Raw genomic sequence first — 16323 nt, 5'->3', positions numbered from 1 at the left:
GATCGGAGGCGGCCTGCCGTCGCAGCGCGACGGAATTCGACTTCAACTGCTCCCGTGCGTTCGCCTGAAAGCGGCGAGCCGGGTGTGATCAAGCGCTGTTGGAAGTCAGGACGCGGGAGGGGCGCGGGGCTGGAACGCTGTGCCGGCCGATTTCAGATGGACGAATTCGGCATCGGTGGTGAGGTGAAGCAGCTCGATCGCCTGCGGCAGCAGGAGCACAGGCGGCGTCGCGGATACGACGGTACCCGCCATCGCGACCACGGCGCAGATCGCGCAATAGTCCTCGCCCGGCTGGTCCCGGTCGGGGCCGGCGGGCGATTGCTTCTGGACCGCGGCGCGGTCGATCGAAGCGATGCTCTCGCCGCTGTCGGTCTGCTGGAGCAAGGACTGGGCGAGGGGAGCGGCCTGGGCGAACCAATGGCTGTGGCCGAACGTCAGCGCGAACTGCACCAGCATCGCGAACAACGCGAGCCGGGCGCCGTGCCTGATATTCGACCGGAACCACTTCATCTGGAAAAGCCACCCCACATCGCGAGGCGCCGATCCCCTCGGCTTCCTGCGATGTTATAATGTAACATCGCAGGAACGGTCAGCTTATGTCAACGGAAGTCAGACGATCTCACGCGGGTGGCCGCGCGATGTGTCGTTCAGGCAACTAGCGCCCTTCGCGGACCCAGGTGGCGGCGAACGCACCGAGCAGCAGCAGCAGGCCGATCAGGCCGGCGAAGATCGGCAGCACACCGACGCCCTTCACGACGCTGGCGTCGCGCATCCGCACGCCCATCCAGCCATCGCCGGCGAAGACGCTCGCCGAACGCACCGGCACGATGCGCGGCAGCTCGACGCTGGTGCCGTCGACCACGCGTACGGCGTTGCCGCCGGTCGCCTGCGTCAGCGGCTTCAGGGTTTCAGTCGTCGAGGTGACTTCCGAAAACTCCTTCGGGTTGGTCGGGCCGACATTGATCAGCGCCTTCAGCGTGCCGTCGGTCGCCTGCCACAGGCCGAGCTCGCTGGCCGGCAGGCTGGCGCGCCACTCGCCGGGATCGGCAGGCGCGAGCGTCAGGTCCTGCGACACGCCGGACGGCGAGGTCACGCTGACCGGCTGGACGCTGTCCGACATCGTCTGGCGCACCACGACGAGGTCCTTGCCCTGCACCTGAAGGCGCAGCGCCTCTTCATCGAGGTCAGGCTGCTTCATCAGCCAGTGCGACATCCGCCGCAAGAGATCGAGATGCGGACCGCCACCTTCATAGCCGCGCGCCCACAGCCAGATGTGGTCGGAAAGCAAGAGCGCGACGCGGCCCTCGCCGAAGCGCGACAGGAACAATAGCGGCTTGCCGTCGACGCCCGTCATCACCGGCGGGTTGACCGCATTGCGGGTGTCGACGGTGCGGAAGAAGCGGCTCCAGCGCGGCGGTTCGGAGGCCGAGCCTTCGAGGCCGCGCGTCACCGGATGGCGTTTTCCGATCTCCGACAGATGCGCATAGAACGGCTTTTCCGTCACGCCGACGGGTTCTGCCGGCAGCACCGAATCCAGCGGCGTGCGCCAGATGCTGGTGTTGGAGGCATAGTCGGGGCCGGCCGAGACCAGCACCGCGCCGCCCGCGCGGACGTAGCGCGCGATGTTGTCGAAATAGGCGATCGGCAGCACGCCCTGGCGGGCGTAGCGATCGAAGATGATCAGCTGGAATTCGTTGATCTTCTGCTGGAACAGCTCGCGGGTCGGAAACGCGATCAGCGACAGCTCGTTGATTGGCGTGCCGTCCTGCTTCTCCGGCGGACGCAGAATGGTGAAGTGCACGAGGTCGACGCTGGCGTCGGACTTCAGCAGGTTGCGCCAGGTGCGCTCGCCGGAATGCGGCTCGCCCGAGACCAGCAGCACGCGCAGCTTGTCGCGCACGCCGTCGATGGCGACGACGGCGCGGTTGTTCACCGGCGTCAGCTCTTTCTCGAGCGGCGAGGCCTCGATCTCGACGATGTTCGGCCCGGCATGCTTGATGTCGACGTCGACGCTCGCGCTCTGGCCGCTCGATAGCGTGCGCTCGCCCAGGACCTCGCCGTCCCTGCGGATCGTGACCTTGGCGCGCTCGCCGGCGACGCCCTGGTCGTCGAGGCGGTAGGTGATGGTCTGGGTCTGTCCGACGATGCCGAAGCGCGGCGCCGCCGTGATCGCGATGCGGCGGTCGCGCTCGTCCTTCTGCCCGGTGATCAGCGCGTGCACCGGCGCCTGGAAGCCGAGCCCGGCGGTGTTGGCCGGGATGTCGTGGACCCGGCCGTCGGTGATCAGGAACGCGCCGGCGACGCGATCGACCGGCACGTCCGACAGCGCGGTGGCCAGCGCCCCGAACAGTTTTGTGCCGTCAGTCTCGCCATCGGCCTGTCCGGCGTCGACAACGCGGACCTCGAGGCCCTTGATCTTCTTCAGGCTGTCGACCAGCGCTTCCTGCGCTTGCGCGGCTTCGCGATTCCGGTTGCCGAAATTCTGGCTCGGGCTCTTGTCGACCACGACGGCGGCGACCGAGGTGAGGGGATCGCGGTCCTCGCGGGTGAAGGAGGGGTTGGCGAGCGCCAGCAGGAACAGCGCCAGCGCGGCGACGCGCACGGCTGCGCCGCGCGCACGCGTCACCAGCAGCACGAGCGCAACGACGACGATCGCGGCCAGCGCGAGCCACAGGACGATCGCGGGAACAAGCGGCGTGAACGCAATGCCGTAATTCATGTCGATCTTCTATTCAGTGAGAGCATGATCTCCTCGGAAAACCGGTTCCCACTTTTCCGGATCATGCTCATTGCCCCAACCGTTCGATCAGGGCCGGTGCGTGCACCTGGTCGGCCTTGTAGTTGCCGGTCAGGGTGTACATCACGATGTTGGCGCCGGCGCGGTAGGCGAATTCGCGCTGGCGGGCGTCGCCGCCGGACATCGGCAGCATGAACTGACCGTCGAGCCGCTGCGCCCAGGCGCCGGCCAGGTCATTCGAGGTGATAATGATCGGCGAGACGCCGTCGCCGCCGCGGGCCGGCCGCTGCGCGCTGTCGTCATCTTCATCGCGCGGCAGGGCCTCGACCCAGGTCTGGCCGGTGCTGAAACGGCCCGGGAAGTCGCGCAGCAGATAAAAAGTCTTGGTCAGGACGTGCTCGCGCGGCACCGGCTCGAGCTCGGGCACGTCGAGCGACGACAGGATCTCGCGCAGCGTCTGCATGCCCGGGGTCTGCGCGGCGCCGTTCTCGCCGGGCGGCGCTTCGATCGCGTCGCGGGTGTCGAACAGCACGGTGCCGCCCTGCTTCATGTAGGCGTCGATCTTGTTGATGGCATCCTGCGGCGGCTTGGGCGCGCCCGGCACGATCGGCCAGTAGATCAGCGGGAAGAAGGCAAGCTCGTCGCGGCCGGGATCGATGCCGACGGGATCGCCGGCCTCCAGCGCGGTGCGCTGCGCCAGGAACTGGGTCAGACCGGACATGCCGGCCTTGACGATGGAATCGACGTCGGCATTGCCGGTGACGACATAGGCGAGGCGGGTTTGCGACACCGCCTTCATGGCGAACTCGTCGGAGGCGCCATCGGCGCGCGACGGCGCCGGCGCAAGCGACACCAGGCCTGCAAGCGCCAGCCCGACGACGATCATGGCTGTCGCGGCGCGCCGGCGCAGCAGCGCGGCGATCCCGCCGCCGAGCACTGCGACGATGATGGCGTCGATCAGGAACAGCGCGAGTGCCGTCGACAGCAGCCAGCCGCGCAGGTCGCGCGGTTCGGCATTGGTGTAGGTCGCGTGCCGGGCGCGCAGGCCTGTGGTGTTTAGCGCTGCGATGCGGTCGGAAGCTGCGAGCGTGTTCACGGCGAGCGGTCCTTCTGCCGGACCATAGAAGCCGGGCGGATGATCGGGCGTAGCGCGGTCGCGATAATCCGCGGGCAGCGGCTTTGCGGTGGCCGGCGGCGGACCGAATGCGCCGAAGCCGTCGAGGATGTGCAGCGGCGCCACGGTCTCGGTGCTCGCCTCGGCCGCGACCCCCGGCCCGGGCTTGGCGGTGTAGCCGGACATGTCGACGACCCGGCGCAGCATTTCGACGAAGGTGCCCGACATCGGCAAGTCAGACCAGCGCATGTCGGCGCTGACGTGGAACAGGCTGACCAGGCCCTTGCCGCGATGCTCGCCGGTGACGAGCGGCGTGCCGTCTTCCAGCGAGGCCCAGCTCTTGGTGGCGAGCACCGCGTCGGGCTCGGCCAGCACCTGGCGGTTCACGGTAACGTCCTTGGGGACTGCGACGCCGGCAAACGGGCCGTTCGCCGCGAAGGCGGCGAGATGCTGCGGCTTCTCCCAGGTCAGGCTGCCGCCGAGCGTGCGGCCGCCCTTGCGCAGCTTGACCGGCACGAGATCGTCCTCGGCCTGTGCCAGCCTTGGTCCGGCGAAGCGCACCAGCACGCCGCCCTGGTCGATCCAGGCGTTGAGGCGCTCGCGGATTTCAGGAGCGACGGTGCCGACATCGGCGAGGATGATCATCGGCAGCTTCTGGTCGAGGAATTGCGTGATGCCCTGCTGCGGCGAGCCTCGGTCGGCGAGCCGCACGTCGGCGAACGGCGCCAGCGCACGGGTCAGGTAGAAGGTCGGGGCCAGCAGCGGCTGCGCGGTCTCGCTGGTCGTGCCGGTGACGATGCCGATGGCGCGGCGGCGCCACCGCTTGTCGAGCAGTTGCACCGCGCCGGCCGAACGCTCGCCCGATATGTCGAGCCGCGTGATGTCGTTGCGCAGCTCGACCGGAAGGTCGAACGAGGCTTCGGTTTCCTTGTCTTGCGGGCCGAACGAATAACGCGCTTCGCCGATCGGCGAGGACTTCTGGTCCAGCGCGCGCACGGTGCCGACGGCGATGCCGCTGTCGGTGCGCAGCACCTTCACCGTCATCTTGGCGGCGGCGTTCTCGGCGGCGACGAGCGCCAGCGGGGAGGACGTGCCGCCTTCGAACACCGTCAGGCTGCGATCTCCGATGGTCTTGCCAAGGCCTTGCACGAAGTCCTCGCCGCGGCCGGTATCGACGCCATCCGACAGCCAGGCGATCTCGCAGTCGCCGGTGGCCTTCAGGAAACGGTCGATCGCGGTCAGGGTTTCAACGCGATCGATCGAGTAGGGCTTTGGCGCGAGCTGGCGCAGTGCGACGCGCGCCGCACCCGCCGGCATCAGGGTGATGTCGCGGTTCGGCTCGGACAGCGGCACCAGCGCGATGGCGCGGCGGTCGTTGTCGGCGTTGGCGATCAGCTCGTCGGCGGCCCTGACCCTGACATCCCAGTGCGATGCGGCGCTCCAGCCGTCGTCGAACATGATCATCAGGGGCGCCTTGCTGCCGGCGGCGCCCGTTTGCGGATTCCAGATCGGGCCGGCGGCGGCGAAAATGACGAGGGCTGCAGCCAGGAGCCGCAGCGCGGTCAGCCACCACGGCGTCCGCGAGGGCGTCTCTTCGCGAGGTGCGATGTCGAACAGCAGGCGTGTCGGCGGAAACTCGATCCGGCGCGGCCGCGGCGGCATCACGCGCAGCAGCCACCACAGCACGGGCAGGCTGACGAGGCCGATCAGGAGCAGCGGTTCGGTGAAGGCGAGCGGCAATCCCATCATGCGGCCGGCCCCACCTTGATCGTCGTGGTGCGGGTGCCCGACTTGCTCACCTGCATGCCGGCATGCAGGAACAGCAAGAGCTCGGCGGCGGAGCGGTCGGTCGCATGGGTCGTGAACAGCCAGTCTAGCCTGCTGGTCTCGGCGCGGATCTGGTCGCGGTGCAGCGCGAGCCGCGCGGTGTAGTCCTGCGCCCAGCTCTCGGCGCGGCCCGCCGTGATCACGCCGAAGCCCTCGGGCTCGACGAACTCGATGCGGCCGGAATAAGGGAAGGACTCTTCGGCGGGATCGACCACTTGCACCATCGTGCCATGCGCGCCGGAGCCGGACAGGCCCGCGAGCATGGATTTGATCTCCGCGACCGGCGACCAGAAATCCGACAGCACGATGATCTCGGAGAGCGCGGAAGGCACGAAGGACGGCGGCAGGCTCAGCCGGTCGGTATCGTCATGCAGCATCGCCTGCGCCATCTTGTCGATGACGCTGCGGCTCGCGGTCGGCGCCATCAGTCCGGGAATGCCGACGCGTTCGCCGCCCGAGACCAGCAGCTCGGCCAGCGCGAAGGCAACGATCAGCGTCCGCTCGAGCTTGGATTCGCGCGCGGTCTTGGAGGCGAACGCCATCGAGGGCGAGCGGTCGGGCCAGATCCACACCGTGTGCGAGGCTTCCCATTCAAGCTCGCGGACATAGAGATGGTCGTCGCGCGCCGAGCGGCGCCAGTCGACGTTCTGCGCCGGCTCGCCGGAGACGAAGCGGCGGTATTGCCAGAAATTCTCACCGGAACCGGCACGGCGCCTCCCGTGAAGGCCGTGGATGACGTTGGCAGCGATACGGCGGGCCTCGAGCACCAGGCGTGGCAGCGAAGCGGCGAGCGTACGGCTTTCGCCATCGGCACGTCGGATCGCGATAATCTCCTTCGCTGTGTGCCCGTTGTCTGCGGCCATCAACCGATCCGAGCCTTCAATTGCTTGATCACGTCCGGAATCGTGCGGCCTTCGGCGCGCGCCTGGAACGTCAGCGCCATGCGGTGCTTCAATATGGGCTCGGCGAGGTCGAGCACGTCGTCGATCGAGGGCGCCAGGCGTCCGTCGATCAGCGCGCGTGCGCGCACGGCGAGCATCAAGGATTGGCTGGCGCGCGGGCCGGGACCCCAGGCGATGAACTTGCCGGTCTCGCCGCTCTCCTCGCCCGGACGGGCCGAGCGGACCAGCGACAGGATCGCCTCCACCACGGAATCGCCGACCGGCAGACGGCGGATCAGCCGCTGCGCGGTGATCAGCGCTTCTGCGTTCATCGATCCTCTCGCCAGCGTCTCCTCGGCACCCGTGGTCTCGAACAGGATGCGGCGCTCGGCGTCGCGATCGGGATAGTCGACGTCGATCTCCATCAGGAAGCGGTCGAGCTGGGCTTCCGGTAGCGGATAGGTGCCTTCCTGCTCCAGCGGGTTTTGCGTGGCGAGCACGTGGAACGGCTTCGGCAGGTCGTGACGCGCGCCGGCGACGGTGATGTGCTGCTCCTGCATCGCCTGGAGCAGCGCCGACTGCGTGCGCGGGCTGGCGCGGTTGATCTCGTCAGCCATCAGGAGCTGCGCGAACACGGGACCGGAGATGAAGCGGAAGGAGCGCTTGCCGGCGGTGCTCTCGTCGAGCACTTCAGCACCGAGAATGTCCGACGGCATCAAATCCGGCGTGAACTGGATGCGCTTGGCGTCGAGACCCAGCGTGACGCCGAGCGTCTCGACCAGCTTGGTCTTGGCGAGGCCGGGCACGCCGATCAGCAGCGCATGACCGCCGGAGAGGATGGTGACGAGCGTGTTCTCGATCACCCGATCCTGGCCGAAGATGACGGACGCGATTGCGTCTTTCGCCGCGCGGATCTGGCTCGACACCTGCTCGGCCGAACGGACGATTCCGTCTTCCAGTTTCTCGACACTTTCCGCCATCCGTCAGCTCCTTAAGTCCGCCACGCGGCCCGCTTGCGTCGTCAAGTCATCAAAAGTCGCACATGGGCCCTATGCTAGACTTGCAGGAAGGCCATGTATTCGTTGAATTAACCTATCCCCACCTTATCGGCTTAGGGATATGTAGGGCATCACGAAGTGGCGACCTCCACACCGGGCTAATCCGGAGTGGAACCGCGCACCCGGGTACAACGTAAAACGTGCACCAATCGTGCCAACGGACAAAGTCAGGGTAAACCATGGCGAACCAAGGGCAGAGCGCCGATCGAGGTCTTGAGGGGCTGACTGCCGCCGCCAAAAGTGCCGCCAATGCCGAAGGTGCCACGAAGGGCCTGCCGCCGGTGCATCTGTGGAATCCGCCGTTTTGCGGCGATCTCGACATCCGAATCGCTGCCGACGGTACTTGGTTCTACATGGGCACGCCAATCGGCCGCCCTGCGCTGGTTCGCCTGTTCTCGACGGTCCTGAAGCGCGAAGGCGACAAGCATTTCCTCGTCACCCCTGTGGAGAAGGTCGGCATTCGCGTCGACGACGCGCCGTTCATGGCGGTCGAGATGCAGAAGGACGGCGAGGACAACCATCGCGTGCTCCGCTTCCGCACCAATGTCGACGACTGGGTCACCTGCGATGCCGCGCACGGGCTGCGCTTCGAGCAGGCCAGGGAGGGCGGGCTGACGCCGTACCTGCATGTCCGCGCCGATCTCTGGGCCAAGGTCACCCGGGCGCTCTACTACGATCTGGTTGACATGGGTGAGGAGCGGATGGTCGATGGCCAGCCGATGTTCGGCGTCGAGTCGGCCGGCGAATTCTTCGCCATGGCCGACGCGGAGCAGGTGAGGGCCGCACTTTGAACAAGCCTATCCTGAAGAGCGGTCCGGTCGTGATCGGCGCGGCCGATTTCTTCGCCCGATCCCAGGCGAGGCTCGGCTTCGACGTGCCGCCCGGCCTCTACGATCCGAACATCATCCCCGCCTCGGGCGATCCCGGCACCGACAAGATGCTCGAGATCGTCGCGCGCGAGCAGCCGGTGCGGCCGGCTGCGGTCCTGATTGCCGTGGTCGACCGTCCCGAGCCGACGATCCTGCTGACGCAGCGCTCGGCGCATCTCAACGACCATGCCGGCCAGATCGCCTTCCCCGGCGGCAAGATCGACGCGACCGACGCCTCGCCGCTCGATGCCGCTTTGCGCGAGGCCGAGGAGGAGGTCGGCCTGTCCAGAGACTTCGTCGAGCCGATCGGCTATCTCGATCTCTACGGCACCGCTTTCGGCTTCCGCATCCTGCCGACTGTCGCCAAGGTGCGGCCCGGCTTCGAGCTCACCATCAACCATTCGGAGGTTGATGATGCCTTCGAGGTGCCGCTATCCTTCCTGATGAACCCGGTGAACCACCAGGTGCACAGCAAGGAATTCCGCGGCATGGAGCGGTTCTACTACGCGATGCCGTTCGCGGAACGCTACATCTGGGGTGCGACGGCCGGGATGCTGCGTGTGCTGTATGAGCGGATCTACTCATCATGATCCGGCCGGTTCTGACCGAGATCGGAATCTTCCTCATCCCCTTTGCCGTCTATGCGCTGTTCCTGGCCGCCACCCGCTCCGGCCTGTTCGCGCGATCGTCCTGGCCGGTCACCGTCGTGGCGCGCCTGGTCCTGGCCGCGCTCGTGCTTGTCATCGCGGGGTTGATCGGCTTCGCGCATTTCTCCGGCGCCGCACCGGATTCGACCTACGTTCCCGCCCATATCGAGAACGGCAGGCTCGTGCCTGGCGTGGAAAAATAGGGGCTGGGCCATGAGCGCAGAGCCGCTACTCGCCAATGTGCCCTGGCTGACCTCCGGCGGGACGGCGCGCGTCCTGGCGCTGCTCACCGGTAACGGCGAGGAAGCGCGCGTGGTCGGCGGCGCCGTGCGCAATGCGCTGCTCGGTCTCGTGCCCGGCGACATCGACATCGCGACCACCGCGTTGCCCGACGAGGTGATCCGCCGCGCCAAGGCAGCCGGCATCAAGAGCGTGCCGACCGGCATCGACCACGGCACCATCACGCTGGTCATCGACGGCCATCCCTTTGAGGTCACGACGCTGCGTGAGGACACCGAGACCTTCGGCCGCAAGGCCAGGGTCGCGTTCGGCCGCGACTGGGTGAAGGACGCCGAGCGCCGCGACTTCACCATGAACGGATTGTCGGCCGATGCGCGAGGTGTCGTCTACGACTATGTCGGCGGGATCGCGGATGCGGCCGCGCGGCGCGTGCGCTTCATCGGCGATCCCGACCAGCGCATCGCCGAGGACTATTTGCGCATCCTGCGCTTCTTCCGCATCCACGCCGCCTTCGGGGCCGGCGAGCCCGACCGCGACGGCTATCTCGCCTGCATCCGGGGACGCGCGGGTCTTGCGAGCCTGTCGGCCGAGCGGGTGCGCATGGAGATGCTGAAGCTGCTGGTCGCTCACGGTGCCTCCGACGCCGCGCTCGCGATGGCCGATGGCGGGTTGCTGCAAGCGTTGAGCGGAGGCGTCGTCTATACCGGGCCGCTGTCGGCCATGATCGCGATCGAGGCAGAGCTTGGCTTGCCGGCAAGCAGCACGCGGCGGCTCGCCGCCCTGACGGTCGCCGTGACCGAAGATGCCAAGCGCGTCGCCACGCGCCTGCGGCTCTCCAACGCGGAGGCCAAGGCGCTGGATTCGATGGGGCATCGCTGGTGGCGCTTTGCCACCAAGGACGAGGCCCATGCGCGGCGGTTGCTCTACCGGCTGGGCGCGGAGCGCTATCACGATCGCGTGTTGCTCGGCTGGGCGCGGGCCGGCGGCGACGTCGGATCGTCGCGCTGGCGTGCGCTCGCCGAGCTGCCGCAGCGCTGGACTGCGCCGAAATTTCCGCTTCGCGCCGCCGACTTCATCGCCCGCGGCATGGCGGAAGGACCCGCGCTCGGGCACGTGCTGACGCTTGCCGAGGACGCTTGGCTTGCGGCGGATTTTCCCCTAGAGGAAGCCGCGCTCGCTTCCATCGCCGATCAAGCAGCGGCACGCGTCAGCCGCGATGAGAGAACGTGACCATCGTCTCAGGCTTCGCCGACATCTCGATCCTTCAGCTCCTGCTGGTCGCGTTGATGGCGTTGTTTGCTTCGATCATCGGTGGTCTCGCCGGCTACGGCACCGGCGCCCTGATGCCGCTGGTGCTGGTGCCACTGGTCGGCGCCGAGCCCGTGGTGCCGATCATCGCGATCTCCGCGATCTTCACCAATTCGAGCCGCGCGCTCGCCTATCTGCGCTATGCCGACCGCCGGCGCGCGCTGATCGTGCTGGCCTGTGCGGCGCTGACGACCGCGCTCGGCGCCTACGGCTACACGCGGCTGACCAATGCGGGCGCCGCGCTCGTGATCGGCTCCATGCTGATCCTGAGCGTGCCGCTGCGCCGCGTGCTCCGCCGCCGCCAGGTCAGGATCGGCGACACCGGCCTTGCCGCCGGCTCCGTCGGTTACGGCGTGCTGGTCGGCGGCACCTCCGGCTCCGGCGTGATCCTGCTGTCGCTCTTGATGGCCGCGGGCCTCGAAGGCGCCCCCGTGATCGCGACCGATGCGATGATCTCGCTCGGCACCGGCCTCATCAAGATCTCGGTGTTTGGCCTAGCCGGCGCCGTCACCGCGCAGGTGCTGGCCTTTGCGCTGCTGATCGGCGCAATTGCGATCCCCGGCGCGTTCCTGGCCAAGGCCTTCGTCGAGCGGATGCCCCTGCATATCCACACGGCGATCCTCGACGTCGCGGTGATCACCGGCGGGCTGGTGATGATCTCGGCCGCTGCGAGGCAGCTCATCGCGTAGACGATCCCGACCCGATTGGGCCTTCGCGCCTGGGCCGCGGATCGAGCCTCGTACTCGTAAACATGGCCTTCCAGGTCCAGGCCGGAAGTGGATGGCGGATGTGAGTGCATCCGGTCGATGACATAGATCAAGACGAGGACGGGCAGAGCGAGTAAACTATTAAGCCTTGGGGCAGTCCAGCTAGGGAGACAGTCATGATCTCTCGACGGAAGCTTCTTTCTTCTTTGGGCTTGGCGACTGCAATAGCCGCGTTCCCGACCGTGCTGATGGTCCCTGACGCGGAGGCGCAGACCGTTGGTATGGAAAGGCGTCAAGACCGACGTGAGGGGCGCCGCGAGCGCCGCGAGGATCGCCGCGACGCGCGCCAGGTGCGCCGCGAGGGTCGCCGTGACGCGCGCGAAGTGCGGCGCGGAGTTACGACGGCGCCGGGAGTTACGACGGGGACAGCTAAGTAGCTTGGCTAGATGCGAGCTTTCAGGAAGTTGTCCATCCGGTCCTGAACGAGGAAGCTGAAGTTGTCGAAGCTTTAGCCAACCCCGGAGGACCAAATGGGCACCCATAAGAATGCGCCTCAGACGCCGAAAGGCGAGAGGCCAGGGTGCGTAGCGTTGTCGAGGGCGGGCTGACGAAGGCCGCAGCCGCGCTCCAATTCAACGTGACAGCGGAGACGGTGGCCGAGTGGGTCAAGCGCTTCCGGGACGAAGGTGTTGATGGGTTGCGTGATCGCTCTTCACGGCCCCATTCATTGCCGAGCCAAACCCTGCCTGACAGATGCACAGCCGTCGAGGCGTTGCGCCGGCAGCGTTACGTTGGCTGGCAGAACGCGCCCGAGCTCGGCATCTCTCTGGAGTTACGGTGACAGTGCACTCAACTGTCACCGCAATTAGCGTGTCTCACTTCAGGGGTGCAGTCCAGCACTGTCACCGTAACTCCCCAATCAGCGAGATCCGAGCCGCTGCTTTGCGGCGTCGGTAACTGGGGTGTACAGACTAACCAGCGTGCCTTCAGGGTCGCGGAACTGGGCCGCGCAATGGCCCCATGGCAACATCTTGGGTTCGAGCACCACTTCGACGTGGTCCTTCAATCGCGCAAACTCGGCCTCCACGTCCGTCACTTCAAATTCGATGATTGCAGTCCGGTTGGCGGCCGGCTCGGCGCTTCCTTCCTTGAAGAGAGCGACCGTCTCGGTGCTTCCAACGGCGATCGTGGCGGCCGGGGTGACGATCTCGGCAAAGACCGGCGCGAGCCAATCTGCCCTCTTGCCTGTTACCTTTTCGTAGAAACCTACGACGGCTTTGATATCGCGGGCGACCAGACGTGTGGAAGCAAACTTCACAACTCAATCCCTTCTTAATGCATTCAGCGCTGGGAAAACTATCGCCCTCCTGCTGACAGCATTCTGTCAGCAGTACACGATGCGATCTGCACAAATGCGATCGTGATCGGCTCCATGCTGATCCTGAGCGTGCCGCTGCGCCGGCGCAGGACGCTTTCTTACAACTGCAATCGGGCATGTCAGGACTGAAATGCTTCAGTAGCACCGTCGAGGCAGGTTTGACGCTTCATATCCAACGAAAGCATGCGCACGCATCGTGGTCTCGGCGTGCATGGAGGAAGGTGAGGCATGGGACGATCCAACGCAGAATGCCATTCGCTTGAAAAAAAGCCGGGCGACCGGTCCAGGATTCAGATTGCCCTCCGCGAGATCAGTGTCGCTCTTGCCCTTATGGGCCTTTCCCTCCCGTCCAGTGCATGGGCGCAGAGCGGGACCGATGCGAAGCCGGACCGCATCAAGGCGACTATCTCGAGAGTCGACAGCGACTTCATTGAAGCCAATACGAAGACATCAAGGAATTGGCCGACCGTCGGCCTCGACTACGCCGAAACGCGGTTCAGCAAGCTCAACCAGATCAACACCGACAACGTCAGGGATCTCGGGCTCGTCTGGAGTTACAATCTGGAATCATCGCGCGGCATCGAGGCAACGCCCCTCGTCGTCGACGGCATCATGTATCAGTCGGCCCCCTGGAATGTGGTCCATGCCATTGACGCGCGGACCGGTACAAAAATCTGGTCGTTCGATCCGGGTGTTGACCGGTCAAAGACCTATCGCGGGTGCTGTGACGCTGTCAGCCGTGGCCTCGCACTCTACAAGGGCAAGGTCTTCGTCGCCGCCTATGACGGACGCCTGATCGCGCTCGATGCCACGACCGGGGCCAAGCTCTGGGAAACGGACACGCTGATCGACCATGAGCATTCCTACACGATCACCGGCGCGCCGCGTGTCTTCAACGGCAAGGTCGTGATCGGCCAGAGCGGTGCCGAATATGGTGTGCGCGGCTACGTCACGGCCTACGACAGCGAGACCGGTCATCAGCTCTGGCGCTGGTTCACCGTGCCCGGCGATCCATCGAAGCCGTTTGAAGACGCCTCGATGGAAGCCGCGGCGAAGACCTGGGATCCCTCAGGGAAGTATTGGATCAACGGCGGCGGTGGCGCGCCATGGGACTCGATCACGTTCGATCCCGATCTGAACATGGTCTATGTCGGCACGGGAAACGGCGGTCCCTGGAATCGCAAGCTTCGCAGTCCGTCGGGTGGCGACAATCTCTATCTGGGCTCGATCGTCGCGCTCAACGCCGACACGGGCCGATATATCTGGCACTATCAGGAGACGCCCGGCGACAATTGGGACTATACATCGACCCAGCCGATGATCCTCGCCGACATCAAGATCGACGGTGCGCCGCGCAAGGTGATCCTGCACGCGCCGAAAAACGGCTTCTTCTTCGTCATCGATCGCACCAACGGCAAGTTCATCTCGGCGAAGAACTTCGTCGATGTGAATTGGGCGACGGGATACGATGCCAACGGACGGCCGATCGAACTGCCGGCGGCGCGCGACGCAGATCAATACGAGTCGATTCCGGGACCGGACGGGGCTCACAATTGGCAGCCGATGTCGTTCAATCCGCTGACCGGCCTCGTCTACCTTCCGGCGCAGCACATCCCGGTCAATCTGTCGCCGGAAAAGTCGTTCGTGCAGAATGCTGCTGCGCCGGGCAAGCTCGGCGGCTTGCTGGGCGGGAATATCGGCTTCGTTTTCAACCCTCCGAAGTCGGCCCCATTCGGACGTCTGCTCGCCTGGGATCCGGTGCATCAAAAGGAAGTCTGGCGCGTCGAGCACGTGTCGCCGTTGGAACGGCGGGACGCTGACCACCGCCGGCAATCTGGTTTTCCAGGGGACGGCGGATGGCCGCTTCGTCGCTTATGATGCGGCAAACGGAACCAAGCTGTGGGAAATGCCGACCGGCACCGGCGCGGTGGCGGCCGCCGCAACCTACATGGTCGACGACAGGCAATACATCTCGATTGCGGTCGGCTGGGGCGGCTCCTACGGCCTGACGCACCGCGCGACCGAGTACCAGAACCCGGGAACGATTTACACATACGCACTCGGCGGCACGGCGAAGCTGCCAGCGTTCGTCAAATATCAAACCGATGGTCTGCTGCAGGGCGTGAAGTACGATCCGAAGGACATCAGGGAAGGCGGCGAGATCTATGTCGCAGCAGCCTGCGTCGCCTGCCACGGTGTGCCTGGCGTCGGCCGCGGCGGCAACATCATCAATCTCGGCTACGTCAGCGCCGAAGAGATCACCAGTCTGAGGCATATCCTCTTCCACGGTCCATTCCGCGATCAGGGCATGCCGGATTTCAGCGGCAAGTTGACGGAAGGAGACGTCGTGAAACTCCAGGCCTTCATACAGGGAACTGTTGACGCCATCAGACCGAAGAGCAGGTGATCAGCCGGCAGGCGCTGCGGCAGCGAGCGGCCCCGTTCGACCGTGGCTGCCCGTCACGCGCCTTTGTCGATCTTCACCCAGAGCGCATTTCCCAGCGTCGAGGAGTTCCTGGCCGCGTAGGCCCATGCCGGCAAGCGTGACGGTGAAAGCGCAAGTGCGATCACGGCTTGCCCGATCCGCTGCGCTTTGCTTCGCGGCAGGCCGCGCACGAACTCACTGACGCTGCCCGGTTTCTCCGCCCTGCGCAAAAAGCTGTCCACGATGTCTTCCCTGAGAAACTTCAGGAGGTTGAATGGCTCCCGCTCGCAAATGCTCAATTGCAGGCCGTGTCGTCGACAGACCGCATCAAACGCTTCCTTCGTCCAGCGGCCGATGTGGTTCGGCGGCATGTCGATGAGCGATCCGTGGCCCTCCATGTAGTGCGTTCGGATATCATTCGGCACGGCGATGAAGACGGAGCCGTGCGCCTTGAGAAGGTATTTCAACCGCGCGAAGACGTCATCCACCCGGTCCATGTGCTCGAACACCTGGAACATGAAGATGACGTCGAAGGCCTCCTTCATCGGGGTGAAGCCATCCTCCCGAAGGTCGACCGAAAAGGTCTTGTAGCCTTTCGATCGCAATGCCTGTTGCGCTGCTTCGTTGTAGTCGACCGCGTAAAGATCGGACGCGCGAAAGAGTTTGTCCTTGATGTGATCGAGAAAATAGCCAAACCCGGCCCCGACATCGATTGCCGTTTTTCCTGAAGTGCCGAGGCCGTTCAGCTCCTCGATCGTCCTCGCATACTCCCATTTCATGGTTGGATAGGAAGGGTGCGGCGCCGCCAGGTTATAAAACTCGGCGCCGCCCGCGACGAACGGATCTGCAAATCCGAATCCGCAATCCGCGCATTTGCGGATATCGCAGGTGTCGCGGCCCCAGAGCAGCGACAGGTGGCTTATTAACTTTCGAGAGCGATCCGGATATTGGCGCGGACTGACGAAGGATCGAGAGGCCTGATCTGCGGTCACTTCAAACAATTTGGCAGTTGATCCACTGCCGCATGCTGGACAAGTGCTCATCTCTCCCGACCTCATTCGGGTCTTTCGGTGGAAAGTGGTTGCGGCGAATTGTCTCGCCATCATTCAGCGGCGAATTGTCTCGTCATCCT

13 protein-coding genes and 1 pseudogene are annotated in these 16323 nt (G+C 65.5%); 7 read left to right on the top strand and 7 right to left on the bottom strand.

All coding sequences use genetic code 11. The features are described from left to right. Window positions 1-105: 105 nt before the first annotated feature. From BJ6T_RS35485 to BJ6T_RS35465, 5 genes are all read right to left on the bottom strand, one after another. Window positions 106-510: a DUF2946 family protein gene (locus BJ6T_RS35485; protein WP_014497416.1), complete on the bottom strand. Its 405-nt coding sequence runs from the start codon at window positions 508-510 to the stop codon at window positions 106-108. A 145-nt stretch (window positions 511-655) separates the two neighbouring features. Continuing rightward, window positions 656-2719, bottom strand: a complete 2064-nt coding sequence (locus tag BJ6T_RS35480) for a membrane protein (RefSeq protein ID WP_014497415.1) — start codon at window positions 2717-2719, stop codon at window positions 656-658. A 67-nt stretch (window positions 2720-2786) separates the two neighbouring features. Beyond that, entirely contained in the window at window positions 2787-5600 is a 2814-nt protein-coding gene (locus BJ6T_RS35475) for a DUF4159 domain-containing protein (RefSeq protein WP_014497414.1), read from the bottom strand. Next, window positions 5597-6541 carry a DUF58 domain-containing protein gene (locus BJ6T_RS35470; protein ID WP_014497413.1) on the bottom strand — a complete coding sequence of 315 codons (945 nt, stop codon included), beginning with the start codon at window positions 6539-6541 and terminating at the stop codon, window positions 5597-5599. Before BJ6T_RS35470 ends, BJ6T_RS35475 begins: the two co-directional genes overlap by 4 nt. Then, window positions 6541-7539, bottom strand: a complete 999-nt coding sequence (locus BJ6T_RS35465; RefSeq protein ID WP_014497412.1) for an AAA family ATPase — start codon at window positions 7537-7539, stop codon at window positions 6541-6543. The genes BJ6T_RS35470 and BJ6T_RS35465 overlap by 1 nt, the downstream gene beginning before the upstream one ends. 257 nt (window positions 7540-7796) lie before the next feature. Here BJ6T_RS35465 and BJ6T_RS35460 point away from each other — a divergent pair, with 257 nt between their 5' ends. From BJ6T_RS35460 to BJ6T_RS49745, 6 genes are all read left to right on the top strand, one after another. Beyond that, window positions 7797-8408 (top strand): DUF1285 domain-containing protein, encoded by a 612-nt coding sequence (locus tag BJ6T_RS35460; RefSeq protein WP_014497411.1) that lies wholly within the window; start codon window positions 7797-7799, stop codon window positions 8406-8408. Then, window positions 8405-9076 carry a CoA pyrophosphatase gene (locus BJ6T_RS35455; RefSeq protein ID WP_014497410.1) on the top strand — a complete coding sequence of 224 codons (672 nt, stop codon included), beginning with the start codon at window positions 8405-8407 and terminating at the stop codon, window positions 9074-9076. Before BJ6T_RS35460 ends, BJ6T_RS35455 begins: the two co-directional genes overlap by 4 nt. Continuing rightward, on the top strand, window positions 9073-9336 hold the full coding sequence (locus BJ6T_RS35450) for a DUF6111 family protein (RefSeq protein ID WP_014497409.1): 264 nt from the start codon (window positions 9073-9075) through the stop codon (window positions 9334-9336). Before BJ6T_RS35455 ends, BJ6T_RS35450 begins: the two co-directional genes overlap by 4 nt. Before the next feature lie 10 nt (window positions 9337-9346). Next, a complete protein-coding gene (locus BJ6T_RS35445) occupies window positions 9347-10603 on the top strand; it encodes a CCA tRNA nucleotidyltransferase (protein WP_014497408.1) in 1257 nt (418 codons plus the stop codon). Next, complete coding sequence (locus BJ6T_RS35440; protein WP_014497407.1) at window positions 10600-11370, top strand: sulfite exporter TauE/SafE family protein; 771 nt, start codon at window positions 10600-10602, stop codon at window positions 11368-11370. Before BJ6T_RS35445 ends, BJ6T_RS35440 begins: the two co-directional genes overlap by 4 nt. A 598-nt stretch (window positions 11371-11968) precedes the next feature. Further along, window positions 11969-12229, top strand: coding sequence for a leucine zipper domain-containing protein (locus BJ6T_RS49745; RefSeq protein WP_014497405.1), 261 nt, complete (start codon window positions 11969-11971; stop codon window positions 12227-12229). Between the two features lie 78 nt (window positions 12230-12307). On the opposite strand, the gene BJ6T_RS35430 is transcribed toward BJ6T_RS49745, so the two are convergent. Next, complete coding sequence (locus BJ6T_RS35430; RefSeq protein WP_014497404.1) at window positions 12308-12706, bottom strand: VOC family protein; 399 nt, start codon at window positions 12704-12706, stop codon at window positions 12308-12310. A 390-nt stretch (window positions 12707-13096) separates the two neighbouring features. On the opposite strand from BJ6T_RS35430, the pseudogene BJ6T_RS35425 reads away from it, so the two are divergent. Continuing rightward, window positions 13097-15173: pseudogene (locus tag BJ6T_RS35425) on the top strand (PQQ-dependent dehydrogenase, methanol/ethanol family). 53 nt (window positions 15174-15226) lie between these two features. On the opposite strand, the gene BJ6T_RS35420 reads toward BJ6T_RS35425, so the two are convergent. Next, a complete protein-coding gene (locus BJ6T_RS35420; protein ID WP_039228493.1) occupies window positions 15227-16183 on the bottom strand; it encodes a class I SAM-dependent methyltransferase in 957 nt (318 codons plus the stop codon). Window positions 16184-16323 lie beyond the last annotated feature (140 nt).

The organism is Bradyrhizobium japonicum USDA 6, from assembly GCF_000284375.1.
GTDB classification, from domain to species: Bacteria; Pseudomonadota; Alphaproteobacteria; order Rhizobiales; family Xanthobacteraceae; genus Bradyrhizobium; species Bradyrhizobium japonicum.
Note: the sequence above shows the minus strand (reverse complement) of the source record. Positions and strands in the feature narration are given on the sequence as shown.